This window comes from Sorangium sp. So ce281, assembly GCF_051527395.1.
GTDB lineage: Bacteria > Myxococcota_A > Polyangia > Polyangiales > Polyangiaceae > Sorangium > Sorangium cellulosum_B.
Genome location: NZ_CP150322.1, coordinates 281,281 through 301,954 on the forward strand (window position 1 = coordinate 281,281; position 20,674 = coordinate 301,954).

Annotated in this window: 17 protein-coding genes; 1 reads left to right on the forward strand and 16 read right to left on the reverse strand. The window is 70.3% G+C overall.

Translation table 11 applies throughout. The features are described from left to right. The first annotated feature begins 36 nt into the window (after positions 1 to 36). Positions 37 to 1,002: a hypothetical protein gene (locus tag WMF27_RS01060; protein ID WP_437762124.1), complete on the forward strand. Its 966-nt coding sequence runs from the start codon at positions 37 to 39 to the stop codon at positions 1,000 to 1,002. Between the two features lie 54 nt (positions 1,003 to 1,056). Here WMF27_RS01060 and WMF27_RS01065 read toward each other — a convergent pair whose 3' ends face one another. The 16 genes from WMF27_RS01065 to WMF27_RS01140 all read right to left on the reverse strand — a co-directional run bounded on the left by WMF27_RS01065 (position 1,057) and on the right by WMF27_RS01140 (position 20,667). After that, positions 1,057 to 1,467: a hypothetical protein gene (locus WMF27_RS01065; RefSeq protein ID WP_437762123.1), complete on the reverse strand. Its 411-nt coding sequence runs from the start codon at positions 1,465 to 1,467 to the stop codon at positions 1,057 to 1,059. A gap of 107 nt (positions 1,468 to 1,574) precedes the next feature. Beyond that, positions 1,575 to 5,237 carry a hypothetical protein gene (locus WMF27_RS01070; protein WP_437762122.1) on the reverse strand — a complete coding sequence of 1,221 codons (3,663 nt, stop codon included), beginning with the start codon at positions 5,235 to 5,237 and terminating at the stop codon, positions 1,575 to 1,577. A gap of 6 nt (positions 5,238 to 5,243) precedes the next feature. After that, positions 5,244 to 5,504, reverse strand: a complete 261-nt coding sequence (locus WMF27_RS01075; RefSeq protein WP_437762121.1) for a hypothetical protein — start codon at positions 5,502 to 5,504, stop codon at positions 5,244 to 5,246. 83 nt (positions 5,505 to 5,587) lie between these two features. Further along, positions 5,588 to 6,241 (reverse strand): hypothetical protein, encoded by a 654-nt coding sequence (locus WMF27_RS01080; RefSeq protein ID WP_437762120.1) that lies wholly within the window; start codon positions 6,239 to 6,241, stop codon positions 5,588 to 5,590. After that, on the reverse strand, positions 6,238 to 7,851 hold the full coding sequence (locus tag WMF27_RS01085) for a type VI secretion system baseplate subunit TssF (protein ID WP_437762119.1): 1,614 nt from the start codon (positions 7,849 to 7,851) through the stop codon (positions 6,238 to 6,240). Before WMF27_RS01085 ends, WMF27_RS01080 begins: the two co-directional genes overlap by 4 nt. Before the next feature lie 12 nt (positions 7,852 to 7,863). Beyond that, positions 7,864 to 8,442, reverse strand: coding sequence for a hypothetical protein (locus tag WMF27_RS01090; protein WP_437762118.1), 579 nt, complete (start codon positions 8,440 to 8,442; stop codon positions 7,864 to 7,866). A 2-nt stretch (positions 8,443 to 8,444) separates the two neighbouring features. Then, the gene (locus WMF27_RS01095; RefSeq protein WP_437762117.1) at positions 8,445 to 10,088 is read right to left on the reverse strand and encodes a hypothetical protein; all 1,644 of its coding nucleotides are present in this window, start codon (positions 10,086 to 10,088) and stop codon (positions 8,445 to 8,447) included. After that, positions 10,085 to 10,480: a GPW/gp25 family protein gene (locus WMF27_RS01100; protein WP_437762116.1), complete on the reverse strand. Its 396-nt coding sequence runs from the start codon at positions 10,478 to 10,480 to the stop codon at positions 10,085 to 10,087. The genes WMF27_RS01095 and WMF27_RS01100 overlap by 4 nt, the downstream gene beginning before the upstream one ends. A 9-nt stretch (positions 10,481 to 10,489) precedes the next feature. Next, a complete protein-coding gene (gene tssK / locus WMF27_RS01105; RefSeq protein ID WP_437762115.1) occupies positions 10,490 to 11,893 on the reverse strand; it encodes a type VI secretion system baseplate subunit TssK in 1,404 nt (467 codons plus the stop codon). Between the two features lie 11 nt (positions 11,894 to 11,904). Further along, a complete protein-coding gene (locus tag WMF27_RS01110) occupies positions 11,905 to 12,474 on the reverse strand; it encodes a hypothetical protein (RefSeq protein ID WP_437762114.1) in 570 nt (189 codons plus the stop codon). 33 nt (positions 12,475 to 12,507) lie between these two features. Beyond that, a complete protein-coding gene (gene tssC / locus WMF27_RS01115; RefSeq protein ID WP_437762113.1) occupies positions 12,508 to 15,786 on the reverse strand; it encodes a type VI secretion system contractile sheath large subunit in 3,279 nt (1,092 codons plus the stop codon). A 139-nt stretch (positions 15,787 to 15,925) separates the two neighbouring features. Further along, entirely contained in the window at positions 15,926 to 16,816 is an 891-nt protein-coding gene (locus WMF27_RS01120; protein WP_437762112.1) for a hypothetical protein, read from the reverse strand. Between the two features lie 6 nt (positions 16,817 to 16,822). Then, positions 16,823 to 17,806, reverse strand: coding sequence for a type VI secretion system protein IglI family protein (locus WMF27_RS01125; protein ID WP_437762111.1), 984 nt, complete (start codon positions 17,804 to 17,806; stop codon positions 16,823 to 16,825). A 3-nt stretch (positions 17,807 to 17,809) separates the two neighbouring features. Next, on the reverse strand, positions 17,810 to 18,199 hold the full coding sequence (locus WMF27_RS01130) for a DUF4280 domain-containing protein (protein WP_437762110.1): 390 nt from the start codon (positions 18,197 to 18,199) through the stop codon (positions 17,810 to 17,812). A 66-nt stretch (positions 18,200 to 18,265) separates the two neighbouring features. After that, entirely contained in the window at positions 18,266 to 18,802 is a 537-nt protein-coding gene (locus tag WMF27_RS01135; protein WP_437762109.1) for a hypothetical protein, read from the reverse strand. A 173-nt stretch (positions 18,803 to 18,975) separates the two neighbouring features. After that, on the reverse strand, positions 18,976 to 20,667 hold the full coding sequence (locus tag WMF27_RS01140; protein WP_437762108.1) for an AMP-binding protein: 1,692 nt from the start codon (positions 20,665 to 20,667) through the stop codon (positions 18,976 to 18,978). Between the last annotated feature and the right edge of the window lie 7 nt (positions 20,668 to 20,674).

The window sequence follows — 20,674 nt, forward strand, 5'->3', positions numbered from 1 at the left end:
GCTGTGATACGACCCGACGTCGGAAGGCGACGCGGGATGAAGACCATCATCGATGTCCATTACACCTGGGTGGGGCCGCCTCACGACCAGGACCATGACGTCGAGGGGCCCAGGTCGCTCCTCGCCAAGCTGAAGAACACCAGCAAAACCACATACCACTGCTACTTCTGGTGCCTCGATCGCTACGTCAAGAGCTTCACGAAGAAGCTCGCGATGCTCAAGCTGAGCATCACCGTGCGCAGCATCGAAGGGTTCTTGAACAGGTGCGGCTGGACCAGCTACCGCTGGTACTACTGGTACGGGACCAAGGAGGACGACGCGGTCGCCCATGTGCGCGACATGATCGAGATCTTGCCTGTGAAGGACACGGTCCTCTGGGACAAGGGCAACGTCAACACGAGGGATGTCGTGAACGCCAAGAACGTGTGGTCGTTCTTCCTCCTCTACACCTGGGGAGGGTACCACTTCGACACCGGGATCAAGGCGGACGACAAGAAGTCCCCGTCTCTCGTCAAGTACGACACGTTCAAGGCGCCGCGCTCACCACAGGACGAACAGGTGTCCGTGGCTCACCACAAGATTCAGGGCAAACAATTCACGTTCACCTGCGGCGGCATCGTCGGTGAAGGGGCCTACTTCTTCGGGAGCGAGAATCGTAGCAACGCGATCCACGCCCCGCGCTTCGACGTGTGGGCTCTCTACAGCCCGCGCCACGACCACCGCGCATTCGCGGCCCTCTCGTGGTACTACCGAGCGTGGAAATATTTGAGGAGCAAGAAGCTCGGGGATGAAGCGTATCGTCAAGCGTTCCGATCCGCGGTCGTGAACGCGGTGTACACGGCGCTCGTGCACGATGCCAAGGGGTTCTGCTCCAACGCCATCCCCAAGGAGTGCTGGTGGAAGTGGGGCGAAAACAATGACACGGTGCCGGAGCTCGGCGTCCTCAAGGTGTTCCACGGCTCGCACCGCAAGAGCAACGAAGACAGGAAAGACATGTTCTAAGCCGCACGTGCTCGCCGTTCACGAGCGCGCTCTCCGCTGGCCTCCGCCCCGGGCTCACCTCTTCTCGACGCGCAGCCGGCTCCCCTCCAGCACGACGTCGTACGTCGCCTCGGAGGAGGGGAAGATCGCCTTCCAGTCGCCCGTCGGGTGGTAGAAGAAGACGTAGAGCGCCACCATCCCCTTCGCGGGCGGCGACACCGAGATCTCCTTCTTCGTGCCGGGGAACACCACGGCTGTCTCCAGCACCGAGTCGTCCGGCGCCGTCACCTGGAGAGAGGCCGCCTGGTACGTCTCTTCGAGGTACGTCTTCGAATCGACGTTGCGGACCACGAGGTAGCAGGGCCGGTTCTCGTTCAGCGCGTCGTCCGGGCGCACGTGGAACTGCACCTGCGACTTGCACCCGAGCACCGCCGGCGCCGCGAGGGCGGCCGCGAGCAAGGGGAGGGGCAGGCAGGGCAGTCGCACGCGGCGATTATCGCGTGAAGGCGCAAAGGGATCCACTTTGCCGGCGAGCGCCCGCGACGCCCCTCCCTCGTCCTCCTCGTCCTCCCCGGTTCCCCGGCGATCCGCGCTCAATCGAGGGACGGCGCCCGGAGCAGCCCCGCGGGGCTCGGCTCGAACAGGAACGCAGCGTACCTCCGCGGGTCCCCGGGGGACTCGGGCGGGGCCTTCCAGGTGACCTTCGAGCCCGCGACCTCGGCGCGCTGGATCAGGTGGAAGAACGAGAAGTCCGCGGCCGCGACGTCGATGGTCTGGATCCGGGGCTCGCCGCCGCCGGTCGGCGTGGTCTGGATTCCCACGCTCGATGTGTTGGCCTGGCCCCCTGCCGGCGACCACGCGACCGGGAAAGGCTGCCATGAAGGGGCCTGATTGAACGCATAGAAGGTGGCTGTCCCCGACTGCAGGAGAGCCAGGGTGATCGTGCGCTCCGGCTCGACCGGCGAGAGGGGAGGGGCCTTGATGCGGAACGCGATGGGCTGCGGCTTGCCGTCGGGCCCGAAGAGCATCTTCTGGAGGCCCTGCGCCCACGACGCGAGCCGGAGCGCCCCCGCCGGGACCTCGACCGCGCCCGCCGAGGGGACCGCCAGGGGCGTGTAGCTGCCCGCCGGGCCCTCGCGGCACACCGGCCCGATCAGCGACGCAAACGACGCGAAGAAGGTGCCCTTGGGCCCGAACGTCGCCTCCACGTCGGCCGCCTGCGCGTCCACCGTCGATCGCGTGTCGAAGGGGAAGCGCCCCAGGATCGGGGTCACGGACGGGCGGAGCTCCGCTGTGTACGCGTCGGCCGCCGCGCGGTCGAGATCGGCCTTCCCGAGCGCGAGCGCCCGCTGCACCGCGAGGCGGAACGGCCGGCGGAGGGACTCGGTCACGGACGCGTCGTTCAGCCACGCCTCGACCTCGGCGTCGGGGGATTTCGCCGGGGTGCGCAGGGCCGAGAGCGCGAGCGCGCCGATCGGGGCCAGGCGATCGTCGAGCGGCGCGTCCCTCTTCGGCGCCGGAGGGGCCCTGTCCGAGAGCGAGGGGACGAGCGTGATGAGGAGCTTGTAATAAGGCTCCAGCGCGGGATACTTGCCGTTCTCTCCGGTCAGGAGCCGCGCGATCGGGCCGAAGTCCGCGACCGGGTCTCCCACGAGCCGGAGCAGCGTCCCCGGCGAGCCCGGGATGCTCGCCTGATCCGCGACGCGCTTCTGGAAGGTGGTGAAGAACGAGGACGGAGACACCATGTCGGCCACGTCCGCCGCGAGCGCGGAGGCGCCGCCTCGCGAGAGCTGGAAGCTCTTGTAATACGCGTCCGTCGCGTCGCGCAGCCCCGCGCCGTAGCTCGACGCCGCCGAGCGCGTGGGGCGCAGGTAGATCTCGCGCTCGGAGACGTCGAGTCCCGTGCTCGCGAGCGCGGCCTCGAAGCCCGCGAGGCCGGGCTCCACCTCCGCCGTGAACGCCTCGTGCGAGTACAGGCCATCGATGTACGTGGACGCGCCGCGCCCGGGCTGCGGGAGCACGGGGGGATACGCCGCGTCCCTGGGGAACAGCACCGATCGCCTGGACGAATCCGCGAACAGGGCGTCGAGGTAGACGAGCGCGCGGCCGGCGACGATGGCCTGGGCCCACTGGCCCATGTCGAAGCTCCACGACTGGGCATCGAGGACCACGGTGTAGACAGGCGGCTTCTTCGCCTCCGGCTCGGCGCTGGCCGCCGCGGTCGAGGACGCGCTCGCCGAGGCCGACGCCGGCGCGTTGGGGGCCGCCGGCGCGGCGCTCGACCTCGGTGCGGCGGAGGCGACGCCGGCCGCCGGAGCGGCGGCGGAGGCGACGCCGGCCGCCGGAGCGGCGGCCGTCCCGACGAGCTGCTTCAATCGATCGAGCAGATTGTCCGACGGCATCTCCGCCGTGGCCTCTCTCGCTTTCGGCTCCACGATCTCGGGCGGCACGGCGATCACCTGGAGGTCCAGGACGGCCTGCCGCAAGCCTTTGCCCGCGCCCGGCGGCCCGTCGAGCGAGGCTCCCCGGACGGCCGCGAGCAGGTGCTGGAGCGTGCCCGCGTTCTCCTGCATCCACGGGCCCGCGTCGCTGGTGGTGCCCTTTCCGAACAGGTTCTTCTGGTGCGGATGACGGGCCTGGAGTATCCGCGCCGCCTCGTCGAGCTCCGACTGCTCCGCGGCGTCGTGGACCGCCTGATCGAGCTCCCCCGCGCTGTCCTGGAGCTCCTTCAAGGGCTCGGTCCGCAGGCGCTGTCCGTGCAGCACGTCCGACAGGCGGCGGAAGAAAGAGGCCCAGTCCGCGCGGGAAGAGCCCTGCGGCAACGCGGTGATCTCGGGCAGGTTCGAGAGCTCCCTCTCGGTCGGACCCGCGCCGTCGCTCACGGTCAGGTAGCTCTTCAGGGTCCGGGGCGACATGCCGAGCGCGGCGGCCCACGCGGCCTCGTCTTTCTGGATGATCGCGCGCAGCGGGTCGCCCTCCTTGCCCGCGTCGAGCACCGAGAGCGCGCGGATCCGCGCGGCGCGGTCGGTGCTCTGGAGCTTGGGATTCAGCATTCCCGCCTCGACGGCGGTCCGATACCGCTCCTCGATCTCGGCGCGCCGCGACTCGAACAGCCAGGCAGAGCGGTCCATCCGGAGCACCTCGGCCGCGGCCCTCTCCTCGACGGTCCTCGACACCCTGTCGCCGTGGCTCACCGCGTCCGCCATGATCGTGACGGCGCTCGCGGTGCGCTCGACCGAGCTGCGCTGCACCGTGAACACGATCGCCCCGAGCGCCAGCGCCGCGGCCAGCGCGAGCCCCACGCGCGTGATGAAGCGGCGCTCCCGGGCTCGACGGTCGCTGCTCGCGAGCTCGGGATCCTCGGCCAGCGCGTCGCCGGTGGAGCGGAAGCGCTCCAGCTCGGCCGCGGCCGAGAGGAACACGCCGTTGACGATCGGCGCGTCCTTCGTCGAGGCGAGGAGCGACTCGAAGAACGGCCCGAGGGCCCGCACCGTCTCCGGGCCCTCCGACGAGACGAAGCCCACGAGCTCGGGGAACCTCGTGGTCCGGGCGCCGAGCGGCGTCACGCGGCGCCACTCGGGGGGGAGCTCGTCGGACTCCCTCGGCGCGATCGGGCCGCGGGCGTTGGTCTCTTCGAGGATGTCGCAGAGCGGTAAGAACCCGGCGGAGCGAGCGTCGCAGTGCGTGACCGCGACGCGCACGTTCACCGGAGAGCCGCGCAGATCGGTGAGGAGTTCGAGCTTGCGCCGCACCACGCGGCCGAGATCGCGCAGCCCGGCCTCATTCCACGAGAGCGAGCTCGCATTGACCACCACGATCACGCGGAGCGCCTCGAGCGCCACGCCCCTCCAGAGCTTGCGGAGCGCGTCCTCGGCCTCGGGCCGCGGGTCGAACAGGAGGTCTGCGGCGATCTCCTGGACGCGCTGTCCATTGCCTGAATACACGTCCAGATCGCGGCCGTCCGGCGTGTACCGATCGCCTTGCTTCAGGGCTCCGCGGATGAGGGTCGTCTTCCCCGACAGCCGCTCTCCGAGCACGACGACCACGGGGCCGTCGCGCTCGCGCCGGGGCATCGCGGCGACGGCCTTGCGCCACGCGCCCGCGAGGTCCAGGTCCTCGGCCTTCTTCCCCTGGGCGGCGCGGCGCTTCCGGATCCACCCCACGGCGAGCACGACGAAGCAAAGGATCCCGACGACGAGCGCGAGGATCCCAAGGATGAACCACCCGTCCACGCCGGAGCCGCCCGCGACATCCATCCCAGCTCAGCCCACTGCTTCCAGCAGGTCCTCGATGGTCTCGAAGGTGGCCACGAGCTTCGCTGGGTCGACCTTTGCCCCCGGGCCGACGGCTTCGTGGAGCGGCGCGAGCACGGCGGCGACCGCCGTCTTCGAGAGCGAGGCGGAGAGGCGGGCCTCGACGCTGGCGAGGAGCGCCTGCTCGGGCGAGACTCCGCCCTTCGCCGGCGGCGCGGACGGGCGCGGCGCCGGTGCGGCATCGTCGGACCCCGGGCCAAGGCGCTCCATGGGGGGATCTGACCACGGGCGGCGCGCGGCCACAAAAAAAAGGCGTCTGCGCTGTCTCTGCCCTCACCCGCGGCGATCGGCGCTCAGAGCGAGAGCGCCTTTCGCAGCCTCGCAAGCCAGGATTCCGGGGGCCGGGGAATCGCCAGGGGCGAGGCGCGGGGCGCCGGGGGCACGAGGAGCCGCAGCGCGTTCTGCACCTCCTCCGTGCGCTCGCGGAGCAGATCGGGGGCGCCGGCGTAGCCGCCGGTGAAGCCCTCCGAGAGGCAGAATCGATACAGGGTCAGGAGCAACAGGACCCGATCGCGCTCGTCCGAGGGGGGCTGATTCGCGAGCTGCTCGGCGCGCGGGACGAGGGGCGCGAGCTCCTCGAAGAACAGGTCTCCTCCGTCCTCGCGAGGCGCGTAGTCGCGCCGCTGCACGCGCAGCCACTCCTCGCTCCCGCCGAGCGGGGCGGCGCGGAGCATCACGCGCTCGTCGTACAGGCACACGAGCGGCAGCAGCACGTTCTCGGGCGCCGCGCGCGTCTTCCGGGACACCCGCCCTCGCAGGTGGTCCAGCTCGTCGGAGATGTCGGTCGAGAGCACGACGAGATCGGGCAGGCCCGGCACAGCGTCGAACGCGTCCTCGATGATCTTCTCGAGCTTCGCGTGCGCGGCCGTCACCTCGCGCAAGAGGTGGAGCAACCCGTCCTCCCGAGGCGCCGCGGCCGGGCTGGATGGACTGCCCACCTGCGTCACGGCGAGAGCTCCTGATCTCCCGCGCGCGGGGAGGTCGTCTCGACGTCCGCGGGCTCGGGGCTCCACGCGTCGAGCAGCGCCGAGACCTGCCGGTGGAACCAGGGCGCGAGCGCCTCCTCCCCCGCCGCGGGCCGCTGCATCTCCACACGATACACCCTCTTTCGCGGGCCGCGCGCGCCGATCGGATCCGGCGCGAAGGACGCGGTGAGGCCGGCGATCCGGCCCGGAAACCGGGCGAACGGGCTCGCGCCGGAGGCGCCGAAGAGCGTGAGGAGCGCCCGGAGGTCGCGCGCTTCGAGCGTGGGTTTCTGCTTGAGCGCGAGCACGTCCAGCCCCTTCTCGGGCGAGAGGGCGAGGGGGCTCGGCAGGGGCGGCCGCACGTTGCCGAGCACGCGGAGCGCGAGGCCGTCGAGGGCCTTCTTGCGCTGCGGCCGCACGGTCAGCGGGCCGCGCGCGTTCTGCCAGAGCGAGGGCTGCGACCAGACGGCGTCCACCTGCGCGATCCACGGCGCGGTCACCGCGTCGGGCGAGGAGACGCGCACCATCACGCTGCCGTCCTCGGGGAAGAGCGCCTCGTACGAGTCCCCTTCCTCGCCCGAGAGCGAGCGCGGCGGGACAGGCGTCAGCACCTTCTGGACAGGCCTGTAGATGCCGCGCACCGTCACCGGCTCGACCCCCTCGAGCGCCGAGTGGAGCAGCCGGACCTGCCGGGCGTCGCTCGTGCCGTCCACGGAGATCGGCTCGGCCAGATCGCTCCATGCGTTCTGCATCGGCACCACGAAGAGCGCGAACGTGTCGGCCGTGACCGAGAGCTGCTCGGGGAAGCTCGCGCCGAGCGAGATCGTCAGCGTCATCCGCTCGGGAGCGGGCCCTTCGGCCGGCACGGAGACGCGGAAGAGCAAGGCCTGCTCGGGGGCGTGAAAGAAGGAGCGGATCCGGTCGATCGGCGAGCCGCCCTCGCCGGTGTCCCACGGCCTCGCGGGCGCGGGCGGCTCGAACGACACGTCGCAGGCGCACTCGATCCCGTCGTCCTTCGTCGCGACCGCGCGCAGGAAGTGGCGGCGCAGCTCCTCGTGCAGCTCGGCCGCGGCGGTGTAGTCGCCGTGCCGCCGGACGAAGAACGGGAGCTCGATCTGGCCCTTTTGCGGCACCCTGGCCGCGAGGTGGACGCGCAGCTCCGCGCCGCGCGCGCTCCTCGCGATCTCGGCCTTCCGGATCCGGATCGGCCGCACGTGCAGGGGGCCTCGCGTCGAGAAGATCGACGCCCGCCCGTCATAGGTCTCGACCCGCATCTGCGTGCTCTCCGGCAGCTCGATCGGCGCGTCCAGGAGGCCCCACCCGTCCGCCTGGAGGAGCGCCGCCGCGGGCATCGGGGCGAACAGATCGTCGAGCAGGCCGCCGGCCAGGCGGATGATCGCCGCCCGCATCGCGGCGCTCGCGGACGCGCGCGTGCGCGCCGAGAAGAACGCCATGGCCTCGATGAGCCTCCGCACGTCGGGATCGTCCGTCCCGGCCGCGAGGTCGCCCCTGCGGACGCCGTCCTCGATGGTGTGATCGAGCGCCGCGAGCTCTTCGTGGAACAGGGCGCGAAACTGGGGTCCTTCGTCCATGTCGCCGCTCCCTCAGCCCACGTTCACGAGCTGGCCTTGCACGTTGGTGAGGCTGCCCTTGAGCGTGGCCGTGCCCGTCGACTCCGCGTTGAGCGTCGCGTCGGCCTTGATCTGGACCATCGCCCCCGACACGCTCACCTTGGTCTGCCCCGTGGCGTCGACCTCCATCGACGCGACCTTGGCCGCGGAGGACGTCAGATCCACCGTGCTCTGACCGCCTCCGGAGAGGGCGATCTTCGTGTTGCCGGTGACGCTCACGTTGGTGCCGGTCGCCGAGATGTCCTTGTCCGACGAGAGGGTCATGTCCTTCGCGCTCTTCACGGTCATCGTGTCGTCGCTCTGGTAGGTGGACGCCTTGGTCGACTTCATGGTGATCGTCTCGGAGGCCGTCACCTCGAACTCCTTGCACGAGACGCTGACCTTCGCGGAGGTCTGCGTGATGGTGCTGGTCGCGTCGGAGCCCTTCACGGTGAGCGTGATCGAGGTCCCGTTCATGGCGACGGTCTGCGTGATCTGGTCGTCCTTGTTCTCGATCGTGACGGTGATCCCCGCCACCTTGTCGAGCTCCACGGTGCAGACCAGTTTGCCCACGACTACGACCCTCCCCCTTCCGTCTCCTCGACCTTGAGGGTCATCTTGCCCTCTTCGAGGCGCAGGAGCACCGTGTCGTTCTCGTTCGTGCGGAGCACGCGGAGGACCGGCTTGTCGCTCTGGTAGTCGTGGAGCATCGAGGTGTTGCTCTTGTCGGATTTTCCGAAGAGCAGGTGTTGCCCCTGGCCGTCCTGCGGCACCCGCGCGCCGGGCCGGTGGTCGAGGACGCGGACGATCTCCGCGCGATCGAAGAAGCACGCGAGCCGCACCCGCTCGTTCTTGTAGACGGGCAGGTAGAAGGTGCCCGTCGCCTGCGCCGACATGTACGGCGCCTTGATCTGCTTGCTCTCGAAGGACGGGATCTCGACCTTGTACTCGTCCACGGACGTGGTCTCGTTCGCGGTGATCTCGTAGGTGACGTCGGTGTCCTCGCCGACCGCGCTCACGCACTTTCCTTCGAGGTAGCCCGGGAACTTCGGGGGGACGAACGGCGGGAGGGACACGAAGGGGTCGTCCTGGTCCTCGAGCAGGAGGCCGAGCTCGATCTCGAACCCCGTCGCGGTGTCGCCGTAGTCCGCCTCGGGGCCCTGATCGAGCGCGCGCGCCGACATCGAGAGATCGAGCACGCGCAGGTCGCCCGGGGGCGTGCGGATGGAGCTCGGGAACCCGCCGCTCGTCGACACGGTGACCAGGCTGCCCGGGGAGACAGGCACGGCGGGGAACCGCGCGAACGAGAGGGCCAACCGGGTCGCGGGCGCGCGCGCGCGGGCTGTCTCGGCGGTCACCTGATCGTCGCCCTCCTGCGCGACGTCGGTGCAGATCACCATGTCCTCGTAAATGCCAGTCGCGGCGTCCTGGTTCGTGATCGCCGAGAGCTCCGGGGACGCCGCCGAGACGTTCAGGACGCGCGGGGCGTACCGCACGGGCTCGGCGATCTCCCAGGTCAAGTCGACAACGTCCTCGCGCGGCAGGACCGCCGCCGTCCCCGAGGCGTCCTTGGTCTTGGAGAGCTTGTAGGTCCCGGCCGTGTGATCGAACGTCAGGACGCCCGCCTTGTGGCTCACGTACCAGATCACGAGATCGTAGAAGCTCGCGCCCGCGGCCCTGTGGAGGTGGAAGAACACCATCGGCACCGCGGCGGACAGCGTGTCCCAGTCGTAGGAGAGCGCGATCTTGTCGCCCTTGTTGGCGTCGAGGACGTCCTGGAACGACTGGTCCACGGTGAGCAGCGTCGGGTGGTGCTGCCTCCAGAGGGCGCGCGCCGCGTCCACGAAGCGGACCCGATATCTGCGGTAGAGCACCGGGCGCTCCGCGAAGCCCTTGTCGTGGATCTTCTCGGTCACGCTCCGCTCGACGACGAGGCCGCGCGTCGCGATCGCCGGGATGGTAGCGTCCTTCTGCGCGTCCGAGCGCACCGCGGCGACGGAGAGGCTCACCTCGGCGAGATCGGGCTTCTGGAAGTCGGCGAGCACGCCGTCCGTGTACTGGCCGCCTCGTGTCTGGTCGTCCTGGAGGACGAACTCCACCGTTCCTTCGGCGCCCCACGGCGTGAGGCGGAGCGAGAAGCCGCGCACGTTGCCGCCCTCGATCGTGTGGGCCGTGCCGCCGCAGGTGAGCGTCAGGGTGGCGGCGAGCCGGTCGTTCACGCGGGCGCCCTCCCTCCGTCCGGCCCCGGGGCCATGGGCTCGACGGTCACGTAGCGCAGGATCGTGTGCATCCGGATCCAGAAGGCCGCGGGGCTCCCCTCGACCTCGCACTGCAGCTGGAAGGCCGCGTACAGGGTGCTGTCCGCGCCGAGGAAGGTGAGCACCGGCTTCTCGGCGCGCGGCTCGTAGTCCTCGATGAGCTTCAGCATCTCGCGGCCCAGGGTCTCGATGAGCGGGGTCGTCGCGAGGTGCTCGTCGTAGTCGCCGAGGCCGAAGACCTCCGCCGCCTCGGCATATCCCTTCTTCGCGTTCAGCACGGTCGCGAGGTTCCGCGCGACCGACTTCAGCGCGGGCTCCATGCGCTCACCGGCCAGACGTCCCAGGAGGCTCATCGTCCGCCCTCAGCGCGCCGTGCTCGCCGGATAGGTCCAGTAGAGGGCGGCGCGGATGCCCTCCAGCTCCTTCGGGCGCAGGAAGCCGATGGAGCGGCTGGCACGCACGTACTTCCACTCTTCTTCGGGCGTGGCGACGCGCTGCGTGTCCGGGCGGTGCGGCTCCACGCGCTGCGTGTCCAGGCGGTGCGGCTCCATGCGCTGCGTGTCCACGCGGTGCCCCTCGAGCCGCTGCCGCTGCTTGCCGTCGGGCTTCGGGAGCGCGTAGACGTCGAACCGAGAGCCGAAGTCGGCGGGGGAGGCGCTCGTCCGGGCGGGGCGGATCCCGCGCGTGGAGTGCTGGTTGATCCATGGCAGCCGGCTCGGCTCGCCGAGGCGCACGTTGTATCGCTCGAGGGGCATCTCGCCGTACGGCGTCGGGCGCTCGATCACGAGGTAGATCTCCGGCGCGTCGAGCACGTCCTCGGGGATGTCCTGCGCCACGAAGCGGCCCTCCGACTCGACGAGCTGGATGGTCGGCGTCGTGAGGGGCAGCCCGTCGATCCGGGCCTCGATCGCGTGGATCAAGTCGCCGAACAGGCCGCCGAGGTCGTCGTGATCGTACCTCGGAAGGAGGCTGTCGGGCAGCGTGCCCTCGACGAGGTGGAGCTCCACGAGGAGCGACCGCAGCGCCGCGAGCACGGTGTGCGGGTGCAGGCGCGCGTGCGAGCGGCTCTCGGCGCCCTGCGGGGCGTCGAGGAGCGCGTCGTCGAGGAGGGCGACGGCCTTCATCACCTCGCCGCGCCCGCGCAGGAAGGCCTGCGTGGGGCCGGCCGACCTCCGGGCCTGGGCCACGTGCTTGCGGAGCTCGTCGGAGTACCGGGTGAGCCGGTCTCGCAACCCGACGAGGCGGGCGTGGAGATGAGGCGTCGATCGGAGCCGGAGGAGGGGTGGGACGACGGCCGGAGCGACGTGGAACGCCTTGCCGTCCCGCGTCTCGAAGCGCCCCACGTGGAGCGATCGGCCGCGCGCGGACGCCTCCTTGAACGACAGCTCGGATCGGAGGGTGACGCGGGGGGTCCCCACGGCGCCCGCCCGCTGGCCCTCGGCGGGCTCCGCGGGGAGCACGTGGAAGTACACGTCGACCTCGGGCGTGCCCGCGGCCTTGAGCTTCACGGGCTCCGGGAGAGCGAGGTTGTCGGAGGAGCGCACGATCGGCCCGCCCGGCATGGCGGCCGTCGCCCTCTCGAGGCGCAGGATGCCGCGCGAGAGGTCGCCGGGATCCCATTCCAGCTCGATCCAGCCGTACGCCGGGAGCCCGGGAGCCTCGGCCCGCGCGCGAGACTCCTCGGACAGGGACTCCTCCAGAGACTCGAAGTCTTCCGGGCGGAGGATCTGTCCGAGGTGCCAGTCGACGCGGGCGAGGCTCTCCATGTCGTCTCCCGTCAGCCGAGGGCCAGGCCCCAGGACTTGACGACGTTCTTCTGATCGGCGGTCGCGATGTGGAGGGTCTGCGCGCTGGGCTGCGGCTTGATCCCGATCTGGAACGAGTAGTTGATCGGAGACTGCACCTCGAGGGAGGCGTCGTCGGCGACCGAGACGTTGAGGTCCTCCCCGCGCTTCTCGAGCAGGCCGTTCATGTCGGTCTGGTTCGCGTGGAACGCGAGGTAGTACTTCTTCGCGACGGGGTCGTAGTCGTACACCGCGAACTGGTACACGACCTCGACGCTCGTCAGGCTGTTGATGATCAGGCTCGCGAGGGTCTGCCGGTTCGGCGCCGAGACCTGGCCGGAGAGGTACACCGCGTCGGTGACGCCCGTCTCCCACAGGGCGCCGCTCAGCACCGCCACGCACTTGAGATCCGTGGTGGGGTTCGTCGGGTCCTTGCAGGTCTGATCGACCGTGAGATCCGTGCCGGCGACCTTGATCTTGGTCAGGTAGCCGACCGGGGTCTGCTTGTCCTTCTTGTAGTTGTATCCCTGGTAGATATCGAGGCTTCTTCTGTATTCAGGCATGGCAGCTCGTCCTTTCCTCGGATCGCTTCGGGATCACTTGCCGCCCAGGCTGGCTTCGAGGCGCAGCTCGACGTCCATGCCCTCGAACTGCACGTGCGGGAGGACCGAGATGACCGACTTGTACCAGCCGAACGGTCCGGGCTTCGGCTCGACGGTCACCGAGGTGGCCTTGAAGGGGTAGTAGCGGAGCGTGAGATCGTCCGGGTTGGTCACGGTGGTGACGTAGCCGGAGAGCCACTCGGCGAGCGACTTCTGGATGTAGTCGCCGTCCGCGGTCGACCCGATGTAGTCGCGCACCATCGCCTTGACGTAGTGCGCGATGATCGTGATCGAGTAGGTGTACGCGAGGTTCGTGACGAGGAAGGAGTTCTTCGTCGCGACGTCCTCGAGGAAGGTCCTGCCCTTCTTCACGGACTGGGCGCTGAAGAACGTGGCGACCGCCTCGCCCTTCTTGTGCACGAGCGCGATGAGCCCGTTCCTCGCGAACTGGTACTCTCGGTAATCGGGGATCACGATCTCGACGGGCGGGAGGAACTCCTCCTTGCCGTCGACCCCGATGGCCCTCGTGCCGTAGACGATCTCGTCGTCCTTGCGCGTGTACGAGAAGACGGTGAGCCCGTCCACCTTGCCGCCGCCCTTCGGGCCGCGGATGTGCTGCGCCCACTCGCTCGTCGCGTACGAGCGGATGAGGTTCTTGCCGAACAGCACCACGGGGTTGCCCCAGAGGAAGTTGTTCTCGTCGCCCGGCCGCTCGGGGTGCACCGTCTCTTCATAGGCGATCTCGTTGCCGAGCTCGGGCTCTCCCGTCGAGCCCCACGGCGTCCGGACGAGGTACCGCGGCAGGATCAGGCCGATGTAGGCGGCGTAGTCCTCGTCGCGGAAGGCGTCCCATTTGCCGTACTTCGGGTTGGACAGGACGGCGTCGAGATCGGCCAGATCGGCCACGTCCTGCATCGAGTCCTTGCCCATGAACTTGCTGTTCGCCGAGGCGAGGAACGGGCAGTGCGCGGACGCCGCGATCTTCGACATGGTGCGCAGCCACTTGATGTCGGCGCCGTCGCCCCGCACGTCCTCGAACTCGTAGAGGCCGAGCATGGTCGCGAAGGGCTCCCCGCCGTACCGGTCGTACTCCTCGATGTAGACCTTGCGGAAGAGCGCGCTGGAGAAGATGTCGGAGTCGTGATCCAGGAAGTCGTTGCGCAGCTCCTCGCGCGTGACGTCGAGGAAATCGATCACGATGTTCTCCTGCTGGACGTACTGGCAGAGATCTTCGAGCCCCTTCCAGTTCCGCTCCAGCTCCTGGACCGCGGGAGTGTGGTAGACCTTGTCCAGGTACTCGCTGAGCTGTCGATCCACCTGGGCGCTGAGCTTCGAGCAGACGTCGAGGAGCTCGCTCAGGTTGGCGCCCTTGCCGGAATACAGCTTGAGCTTCGAGCCGGGCGAAAGAGGCCCGGTCGGCTTGGTCGTCACGATGTCGACGTTGAGGAGGAGCGCGGCGAGCTCGTTCATGAGCCTCGCGCCGTCGCTCACGGTGACGTCGTGATCGCGGAACTCGACCTTCGAATAGCGCACGGGCGCGCCGTTCTGGGGGGCCGGGCCCTCCAGCTTGACGAGCGCCAGCGCCCCGTTCTTGTCGACCGTCTCTCCCACGGAGGAGCCGACCGCGCTGAGCACCGCCCTCTGGAGCTCCGGCGGGCCGCCGGCCGACGCGACGAGGGGCGCCGCGGGCTTCACGATGGCGAGCTGCTGGTAGCCGGGCTGCAGAGCGGCCTGCAGGGCGAGGAGGCCTGACGTGTCGTTCTCCAGGGCGGCGCGCATCGTGTCGCGGAGCGCGGGCACGTTGCGCAGCTCGCTCTTGAGCGATCCGAGCAGCTCGCTGATGATCCCGAGGCGGTTCAGCTCAGGGATGTTCGACGCGATGGTGTCCGGATGGAACGCAGCGATGGAGTCGAACGGCAGGACGCGCTCGGCGTTCAAGGGGATCTTGCCGTTCGGCACGACCGGCGGGATCGGCGAGAGGGGAGCGGCGTTCAGCGCGTCCGACGACGTCTTCACGCCCTCGGCGCTGGCCTGGGCCCTGGTGGCGACGTCCTTCCGGACCTGGGTCCCGGCGTCGGTGGCGTCCGCGGCGGTGGCGCTCTGCCCCTTGGCGATCAGGGCGGCGAGCGCGTCGTAAGCCGCCTTCGCGGCGCTGGCGGCGTCCTTGGCGGCCCCGCCCGCCGACTTCGCGAAATCGTTCAGGTCGCGGGCCTTCTGCAGCGCGGCCTCCGCGTCGGCAGCGGCCTTGTCCAGATCCGCGCCGCTCTTGCCGTCGAGCGCGGCGACCTTGGTCGCCGAGGCATCGGTGGCGGTCTTCGCGGTGTCCGCGGCGCCCTTGGCCGCGGCCGCGGCCTTCACCGAGGCGTCGGCGGCGTCCTTCGCGTCTTGCAGCGTCGTGGCGCCGAGCGCGGTCTTCACGGCGTCCGGCAGGGCATCGATGCTCAGGGCGTCGGTGGCGGTCTTCTGCGCGCCCGCGTCCGTGACCTGCTGGGTCGCCCGATCGACGGCCGCCGCCGCGTCCACGGCGAAGCCCTTCTGCTCGTCCGGGACCAGGCCTGCCCACTGAGTCATCGTGATCGGCGTGGCCACGACCTTGGTGTCGTCCTGCTCCGATTTCTGGACGTAAAGCCTCGTTCTGAAGGCCCTCTCGCCCTTGCCGACCGTCTCGACCACGCCCGCGACGACGCCGACGGGCTCGTCCCGCGCCGGGATCGTGAACAGGCCGCGCACCTTGCCGCCGCCGCCGAGGCCCGCGTCGATCATCGTGGGCAGGCTGTCAGCGACGAGCTCGACCTGGGCGCCGAAGGAGAGCTTGCCGGCCACCTTGCAGAGGCCGTTCTGGTCCTCGGTGCTCGTGAAGCTCGCCGAGCCGGAGAGCTTCACTTGCACGCTCTCGGGCGCTCCCTCGGGCGCCTTGCTGGCGGGAAGAGCGCCCGTGAGCTGGAGGTTCGTCATGGTCCCGGGCAGGTCGGTGGCGAGCCCCGGCTCGAGCTTCACATAGGGGAGCAGCTCCCCCATGAACTTGTCCACCCTGGCGCCCAGCACGCCGAAGACGTACGAGCGAATGGGCCTGTCGTAGAGGGAGGGGAGGTGGGAGGCCCGGTTTGCGTATTCACCTTCGGCGTGAGCGTGGTCCCCGGTGAAGTTGCCGAGCACGAGCAGCCGGAAGGGCAGCTTCTTCTGCGCCTCCGTCCCGCTGATGCGCGTCCGGTAACGGAGCATCAGCCGGGAACGGAACCGTTCTGGGAAAGGATAGGGAAATTGATTGCTCACGATCTTCTCCTGGGCGCGGGCTCTCACACCGCGGAGCAGGCGTCACGAGCCTGACCGCCTTCCAGCGCGATATGGCCAGCATTTCACGGTCCAGCGCCCAGGGCCAAAGAAGCGCGGTGCAGCCCCGGTCCGCCCCGCTTCAATCGCCGCGCGAGCGCGGCGCGCGACCCTCGAACATCAGGCGCACTTCGGGCCGCGAGGCCACGACGAGGGGCTCCACTCCCACCCTGCCGTCGCCGAGCCGGAGCGCCGCGCGCCCGTCCGGATCGACGAGCCAGACGCGGAGGAGCGCCTCGGTGGGGTCGAGCCCGCGCCATACCGTGTTTTTCAGCCGGCGCATCACCTCGACGGGCCAGTCATTTTCGGTCCACGTGTCGTTCCACGTCTTGTTGAGCACGACGTCGAACCCCCACGTCGGTGAGCGCACGGTGCCGCCGAGCATGGCCGAGCCGAGCGCCGCTCGCCCGAGCTCGGCCGCCATGGCAGCGAGCCTTTCGGTGAACATCCCTCTCCGGACGGAGACCTGAAATTCGGGGAATGCCCGCGAAAAGAGCCAATGCAGCCCCGAGGGCGTCGCGAGCCGCGAGATTTGCCGCAGCCTCTCGCCGAGGTACCGCCCCGCCGGAGCGAGCCAGCCGCTCGATCCGGGGTCCAGGGCTTCGAGCCTGTCGCGGAGGAGCGCCGCGTCGATGCGCTCGATCAGCGTGAAGAGGGGCGGCCCGAGCCGCGGATCGGCCTCCAGCTCCCGGAAATACGACGGGAGCGCCGACGTGGCCGACCGGAGGCCCAGGTTCAGCGTGATGGTCACTCCGGCGGGGCCGAATCCGATGGAATCCACGGCCGAGGGCTGCGGCGCGGCGGACGAGCGGCCCCGGAGGTGGATGGGGCGGCCCGGAAAGAGGCGCTGGACGAGCCGGTAGAGCGCCCACGGCTCGAATCGCCGCGCGTGCTTCGCGAGCGCCGACTCCAGCTCACCCGCGGGGGGCGCGTCCGGCGGGCCGGAGGAGGCGGGCAATGCGGGCGCGGCCACCGCCGGTCACCCGTCCACGAAGGCGTCCAGGTCCACCTGGTAGAGCTGCTCCAGCGCCTCCCACCGCGGACTGCCCATCTCTTCCCAGCAGGGCGCGATCTCGTCGATGTGCGAGGAGAGCGCCTGGAAATAGGGCACGAAGACGTCGGGGAAGAACACCTTGGGATCGAAGCTCTTGAGGGTGCGGCGGAGGTCGTCCGCGACGACCGCCGCCTTCGGATATTGCCCGCTCTCGACCAGCAGGCTGAAGGCCTCGAGCTTCCGGAGGAGGTGCGCGAACGCCGGCGAGATGCGCAGCGTGCCCGAAGGAGCGGAGATGTCCGGCGCGCGCCAGGGAGAGACGCGGGCGGGCACTGTCTCCGAGGCGGGAGCTGGGTCGTCCTCGGGGGCCTCCGGGGCCTCCGGCGCGATGTCGGCGGGCGGCTCGGGCCGCGGGGCCGGCCTGGCGGGCGCGGCGATCCGATCGAAGTGCGTCCTCACGCGGGCCTCCAGCTCGGAGAGCGCGTCCGTCGAGCGAGGCGCCGGGAGCACCTGGGTGATGGCCTCTCGAAGCGCGGCCGAGGCGAGGAGCGCGGGCCCGCCGACGGCGTCGTGATCGGCGCGGCTCCACTGCCTGAAGGTCGCGTCCTTCATCTTCTCATGGACGTCGATGTGCTGGACGATCGTCCGGAAGAGCGTCGAATACGCCCCATCGACCGTCCGCTCCTTGCGCTCCGCGGGGCGCAGCGCGCTCCACCTCTCGGCGACGGCCTTCCGGAGGGAGGTGAAGATCGGCGCGAGCGCCTGGGGCCCCTGCTCCGCGAACAGGCCGAGCGCATACGCGGTGATGACGCGCACGTCGGTCACCCCTTTTTCGAGGGCGCTCCGGGCCAGATCCGCGCCGCCGATCGGGTCGTTCGCCATGGCGCTCTCGAGCGCGGAGAGACGGCCGTCCTCGGCGTCCTTTCCGCCGCCTGAGAGCGCCTTGTCGAGGAGCGCGGGATCGAGCATGCCTCAGACGTCCATCACCTTGAATTGCCCTGGATTGAGCACCTGGATGACCCCGCCCCAGGAGCACATGAGCTTGCAGGAGACGTCGGTGGCCGGCGGCCCTTTGATCATCACCTTGGTGTTGCCCGGCAGCCACGTCCCGGCCGGGACCGGCACGCACGGCATGGGCGTGAGCACGCCCAGCGCGGCCGCGGTGGCCGAGGCCACGGTCGGATTGGCGAGCGAGGTGCAGGCGCCGAACGGGGGGATGGTCACCACCGCCGCCATGTCGGCGATGTTCGCGGAGGGCGCGCTCGCGAGCACGCCCTTCACGGGGAGCACGGCGAGCGTCGAGGGGGCGAGCCCGAAGCTGCACATCATGGTCGCGCCGGCGACGACCTGGGGACCGGACATGGAAGGCGCTCCTCTCGCAGGAGCGCGAGCATGCCCGAGGCCAGGGGAGGAGTGAAGTTTTCGGGATCAGAGGTGCTGGCGCACCCTCTCTGGATGCTGGAGGCGCCGGGGGATCTGCAGCTCCGCTTCGAGCGCTGTCTGGAGATCCGCCTTCGTGCGGGCGATGGCGCCGCCCATGTGCGTCGTGGCGAGCCGAATACGGACTTCCTGGGTGCTGGAGACGTGGACCCCGGCAAGCGCGGCGGCCGCGGTCGTGACGCCGATCTTGGGGCGAGGATCGTACATGACCGCCTTGTCGCGAGGCGGAAAGAACGCGGCGGGCACCGCGTTGAAGACGCCCCCGTACCACTCCGTCCAGCTCATGAAATTGCCGTTGATCGCGGTGGTCTCGTCGATCAGCGTGCCTCGCAAGTACTCCGTGATGCCGTTCACGTGCTGGCGGACCATGGTCGAGGTGGTGAGGATCACGCGCGCCAGCGGGTTGACCCGAGGGGGCGCCATCATCGCTCGCATCCCGTCCACGCCGAGGTGCCAATCGAGATCCGAGACGATGGCCCGGAGCGCGCTCTCGATGTACGGGCGGGCGTCGTCGGCGTTGTTCAAGGGGCGAGGGACACTCCCTGTGTGCCGATGAGCTGGAGCCCTCGGTCCAGCGCCTGCCTGATCTCGTTGTCATACACGGGCGGCCGAGCGCGAACGTACCCGTCACGCCGGCGAGGACCCAATTCCCCGCAGGTGGGAGGTGATTCCCACCCGAGCGGGCCGCGGCCCGAGGCTCATCCGCCGGTCTCCCCGCGAGGGGGCGGTGAGGTCAGCCGCCGCCGCAGCTCCACGAGCGCGGCGACGCCCGGGTTCGCGGCGCGCGCGTGGAGGCGGCCGGCGCGGTAGTTGGAGGCGCACCACTCCGGGTCGACCTTCTTGCCTTCTCCGCGTCCGTACAGCGGGAAGAGCTCCACCGCGTCGGGGGTGTAGTCTGGCCCGAGGCGCTCGCGGACGAGCTTGTCGATCGCGTCGGCGAAGCTCGGCTCGCTCTGCCGTGCGCCGATGAACACGCACAGCACGAACCGCGTGTCGCCGCGCGCGGCCGCGCCCGGCAAGGGCACCACGGCCGCGCCCTCGCAGAAAGGCAGCTCGCTCACCGCGAGCGACAAGGCCTCTCCCGGAAACACCCGCGCTGACCGCCGAGGGGTGAGCGTGCTGCCCCACAGGTACTCCGACGCCACGCGGGCGAGCAGGAAATAGCCGTCCTTGTCCGGCTCGTCGCCGCGCCGCACGAACAGGCCGGCGTCGCCGGGCGTGGGCTTCTTCGTGGCGGGATCGAAGAGGTCCCACGGCACCCCGGGAGAAGGCAGCGTCTTGGCGTTGATCCCCTGAGGACGCCGCGCCGAGAACAGCACGGTGCCCCCCGCCGCCGTGTCGAGCAGCAGGCTGGAGAGGGGCAGCTTGCCGAGGTTGTTCCCGGCGAGCGCGGCGCGCGTCTCCATCCAGTCGAGCGGCTCCCCCACGTCGCGGAACAGCGCCTTGAGCGAGCCCGGCCACGCGCGGGGCGAGGCGCGCAGCGCCGCGGTGGCGGACGCGGAGAGGCCGAGCACGTTGACGCCCTCCGCGTCGAGGACGGCGGGGGTCGACTGGAAGGTGGCGAGCGGCACGGAGACGTACGCCGCGCCCGCGAGCCACGCCGACAGCACCATGGGCAAGAAGGCCTGTTCGTGGTGGAACCCCGGCGCCGACAGCCGCTCTCCGGGCGCGAGGCGATGGACCAGCATCGCGTCCGAGAGGGCGCTCGAGACCACCGCCTCGGCGGGGACGAGGGTGGCTGTCCCGAACGGCGCGCGGAGGGGGGAGAGCGCGCCGAGGCACGGCTCCTTCGGGGCGTAGGCGTGCGGGCCCGCGGCCGGGGCGCGCGGGGGGGCCGCGATCGGGAGCGCCTTCTTCGCGAGCTTCTCGCCCACCTTCGCGGGCGCCTTCGGATCGAGCACGACGTGGGCCGGCGCGAGGGCCTCCATGGCGGCCGCGAGCGCGAGATCGCCCGTTGGCGTTATCCAGGAGACGCACGCGCCGGCGTACAGCGCGGCGGCGAGCGCCACGACGCCGGCCACGCCGGGCGGGAGGACGATCGCGATCGCGGCGCCGGGCTTGACGCCGAGGGGCGTCCACGCCGCGGCGAGCGCGGAGGCGCGCGCGTGGAGCTCGGAGAACCGGAGCCGCCCCGGAACCCCTCGACTCGGCACCTCGACGAAGGCGATCCTGTCCGAGGCGGCGTGCCGCAGCACGGCGTCGGCGTAGACGTCATAGGCCGTTCCAGCGCGGCTCTTGAGCGTGCCAGTCCGCTCGGCGGCGAAGGCGAAGAGGGCGCGCCGGAACGCCGCGGGGTCCTCCCACGTGGCCGAGAGCGGCCCGGGATCCGTGGTCTCGTCCTCGCGTCGCAGCTCGACCGAGCGGAGCAGGGCGGCGAGATCGATCGGCATCCTGCGC

What these genes read in the sequence shown, in the direction of transcription:
- WMF27_RS01060 (WP_437762124.1), top strand. Translation starts at nt 37, where the DNA reads ATGAAGACCATCATCGATGTCCATTACACCTGGGTGGGGCCGCCTCAC.
- WMF27_RS01070 (WP_437762122.1), bottom strand. Translation starts at nt 5,237, where the DNA reads ATGGATGTCGCGGGCGGCTCCGGCGTGGACGGGTGGTTCATCCTTGGG.
- WMF27_RS01075 (WP_437762121.1), bottom strand. Translation starts at nt 5,504, where the DNA reads ATGGAGCGCCTTGGCCCGGGGTCCGACGATGCCGCACCGGCGCCGCGC.
- WMF27_RS01085 (WP_437762119.1), bottom strand. Translation starts at nt 7,851, where the DNA reads ATGGACGAAGGACCCCAGTTTCGCGCCCTGTTCCACGAAGAGCTCGCG.
- WMF27_RS01100 (WP_437762116.1), bottom strand. Translation starts at nt 10,480, where the DNA reads ATGAGCCTCCTGGGACGTCTGGCCGGTGAGCGCATGGAGCCCGCGCTG.
- tssK (WP_437762115.1), bottom strand. Translation starts at nt 11,893, where the DNA reads ATGGAGAGCCTCGCCCGCGTCGACTGGCACCTCGGACAGATCCTCCGC.
- WMF27_RS01110 (WP_437762114.1), bottom strand. Translation starts at nt 12,474, where the DNA reads ATGCCTGAATACAGAAGAAGCCTCGATATCTACCAGGGATACAACTAC.
- WMF27_RS01125 (WP_437762111.1), bottom strand. Translation starts at nt 17,806, where the DNA reads ATGCTCGATCCCGCGCTCCTCGACAAGGCGCTCTCAGGCGGCGGAAAG.
- WMF27_RS01130 (WP_437762110.1), bottom strand. Translation starts at nt 18,199, where the DNA reads ATGTCCGGTCCCCAGGTCGTCGCCGGCGCGACCATGATGTGCAGCTTC.
- WMF27_RS01140 (WP_437762108.1), bottom strand. Translation starts at nt 20,667, where the DNA reads ATGCCGATCGATCTCGCCGCCCTGCTCCGCTCGGTCGAGCTGCGACGC.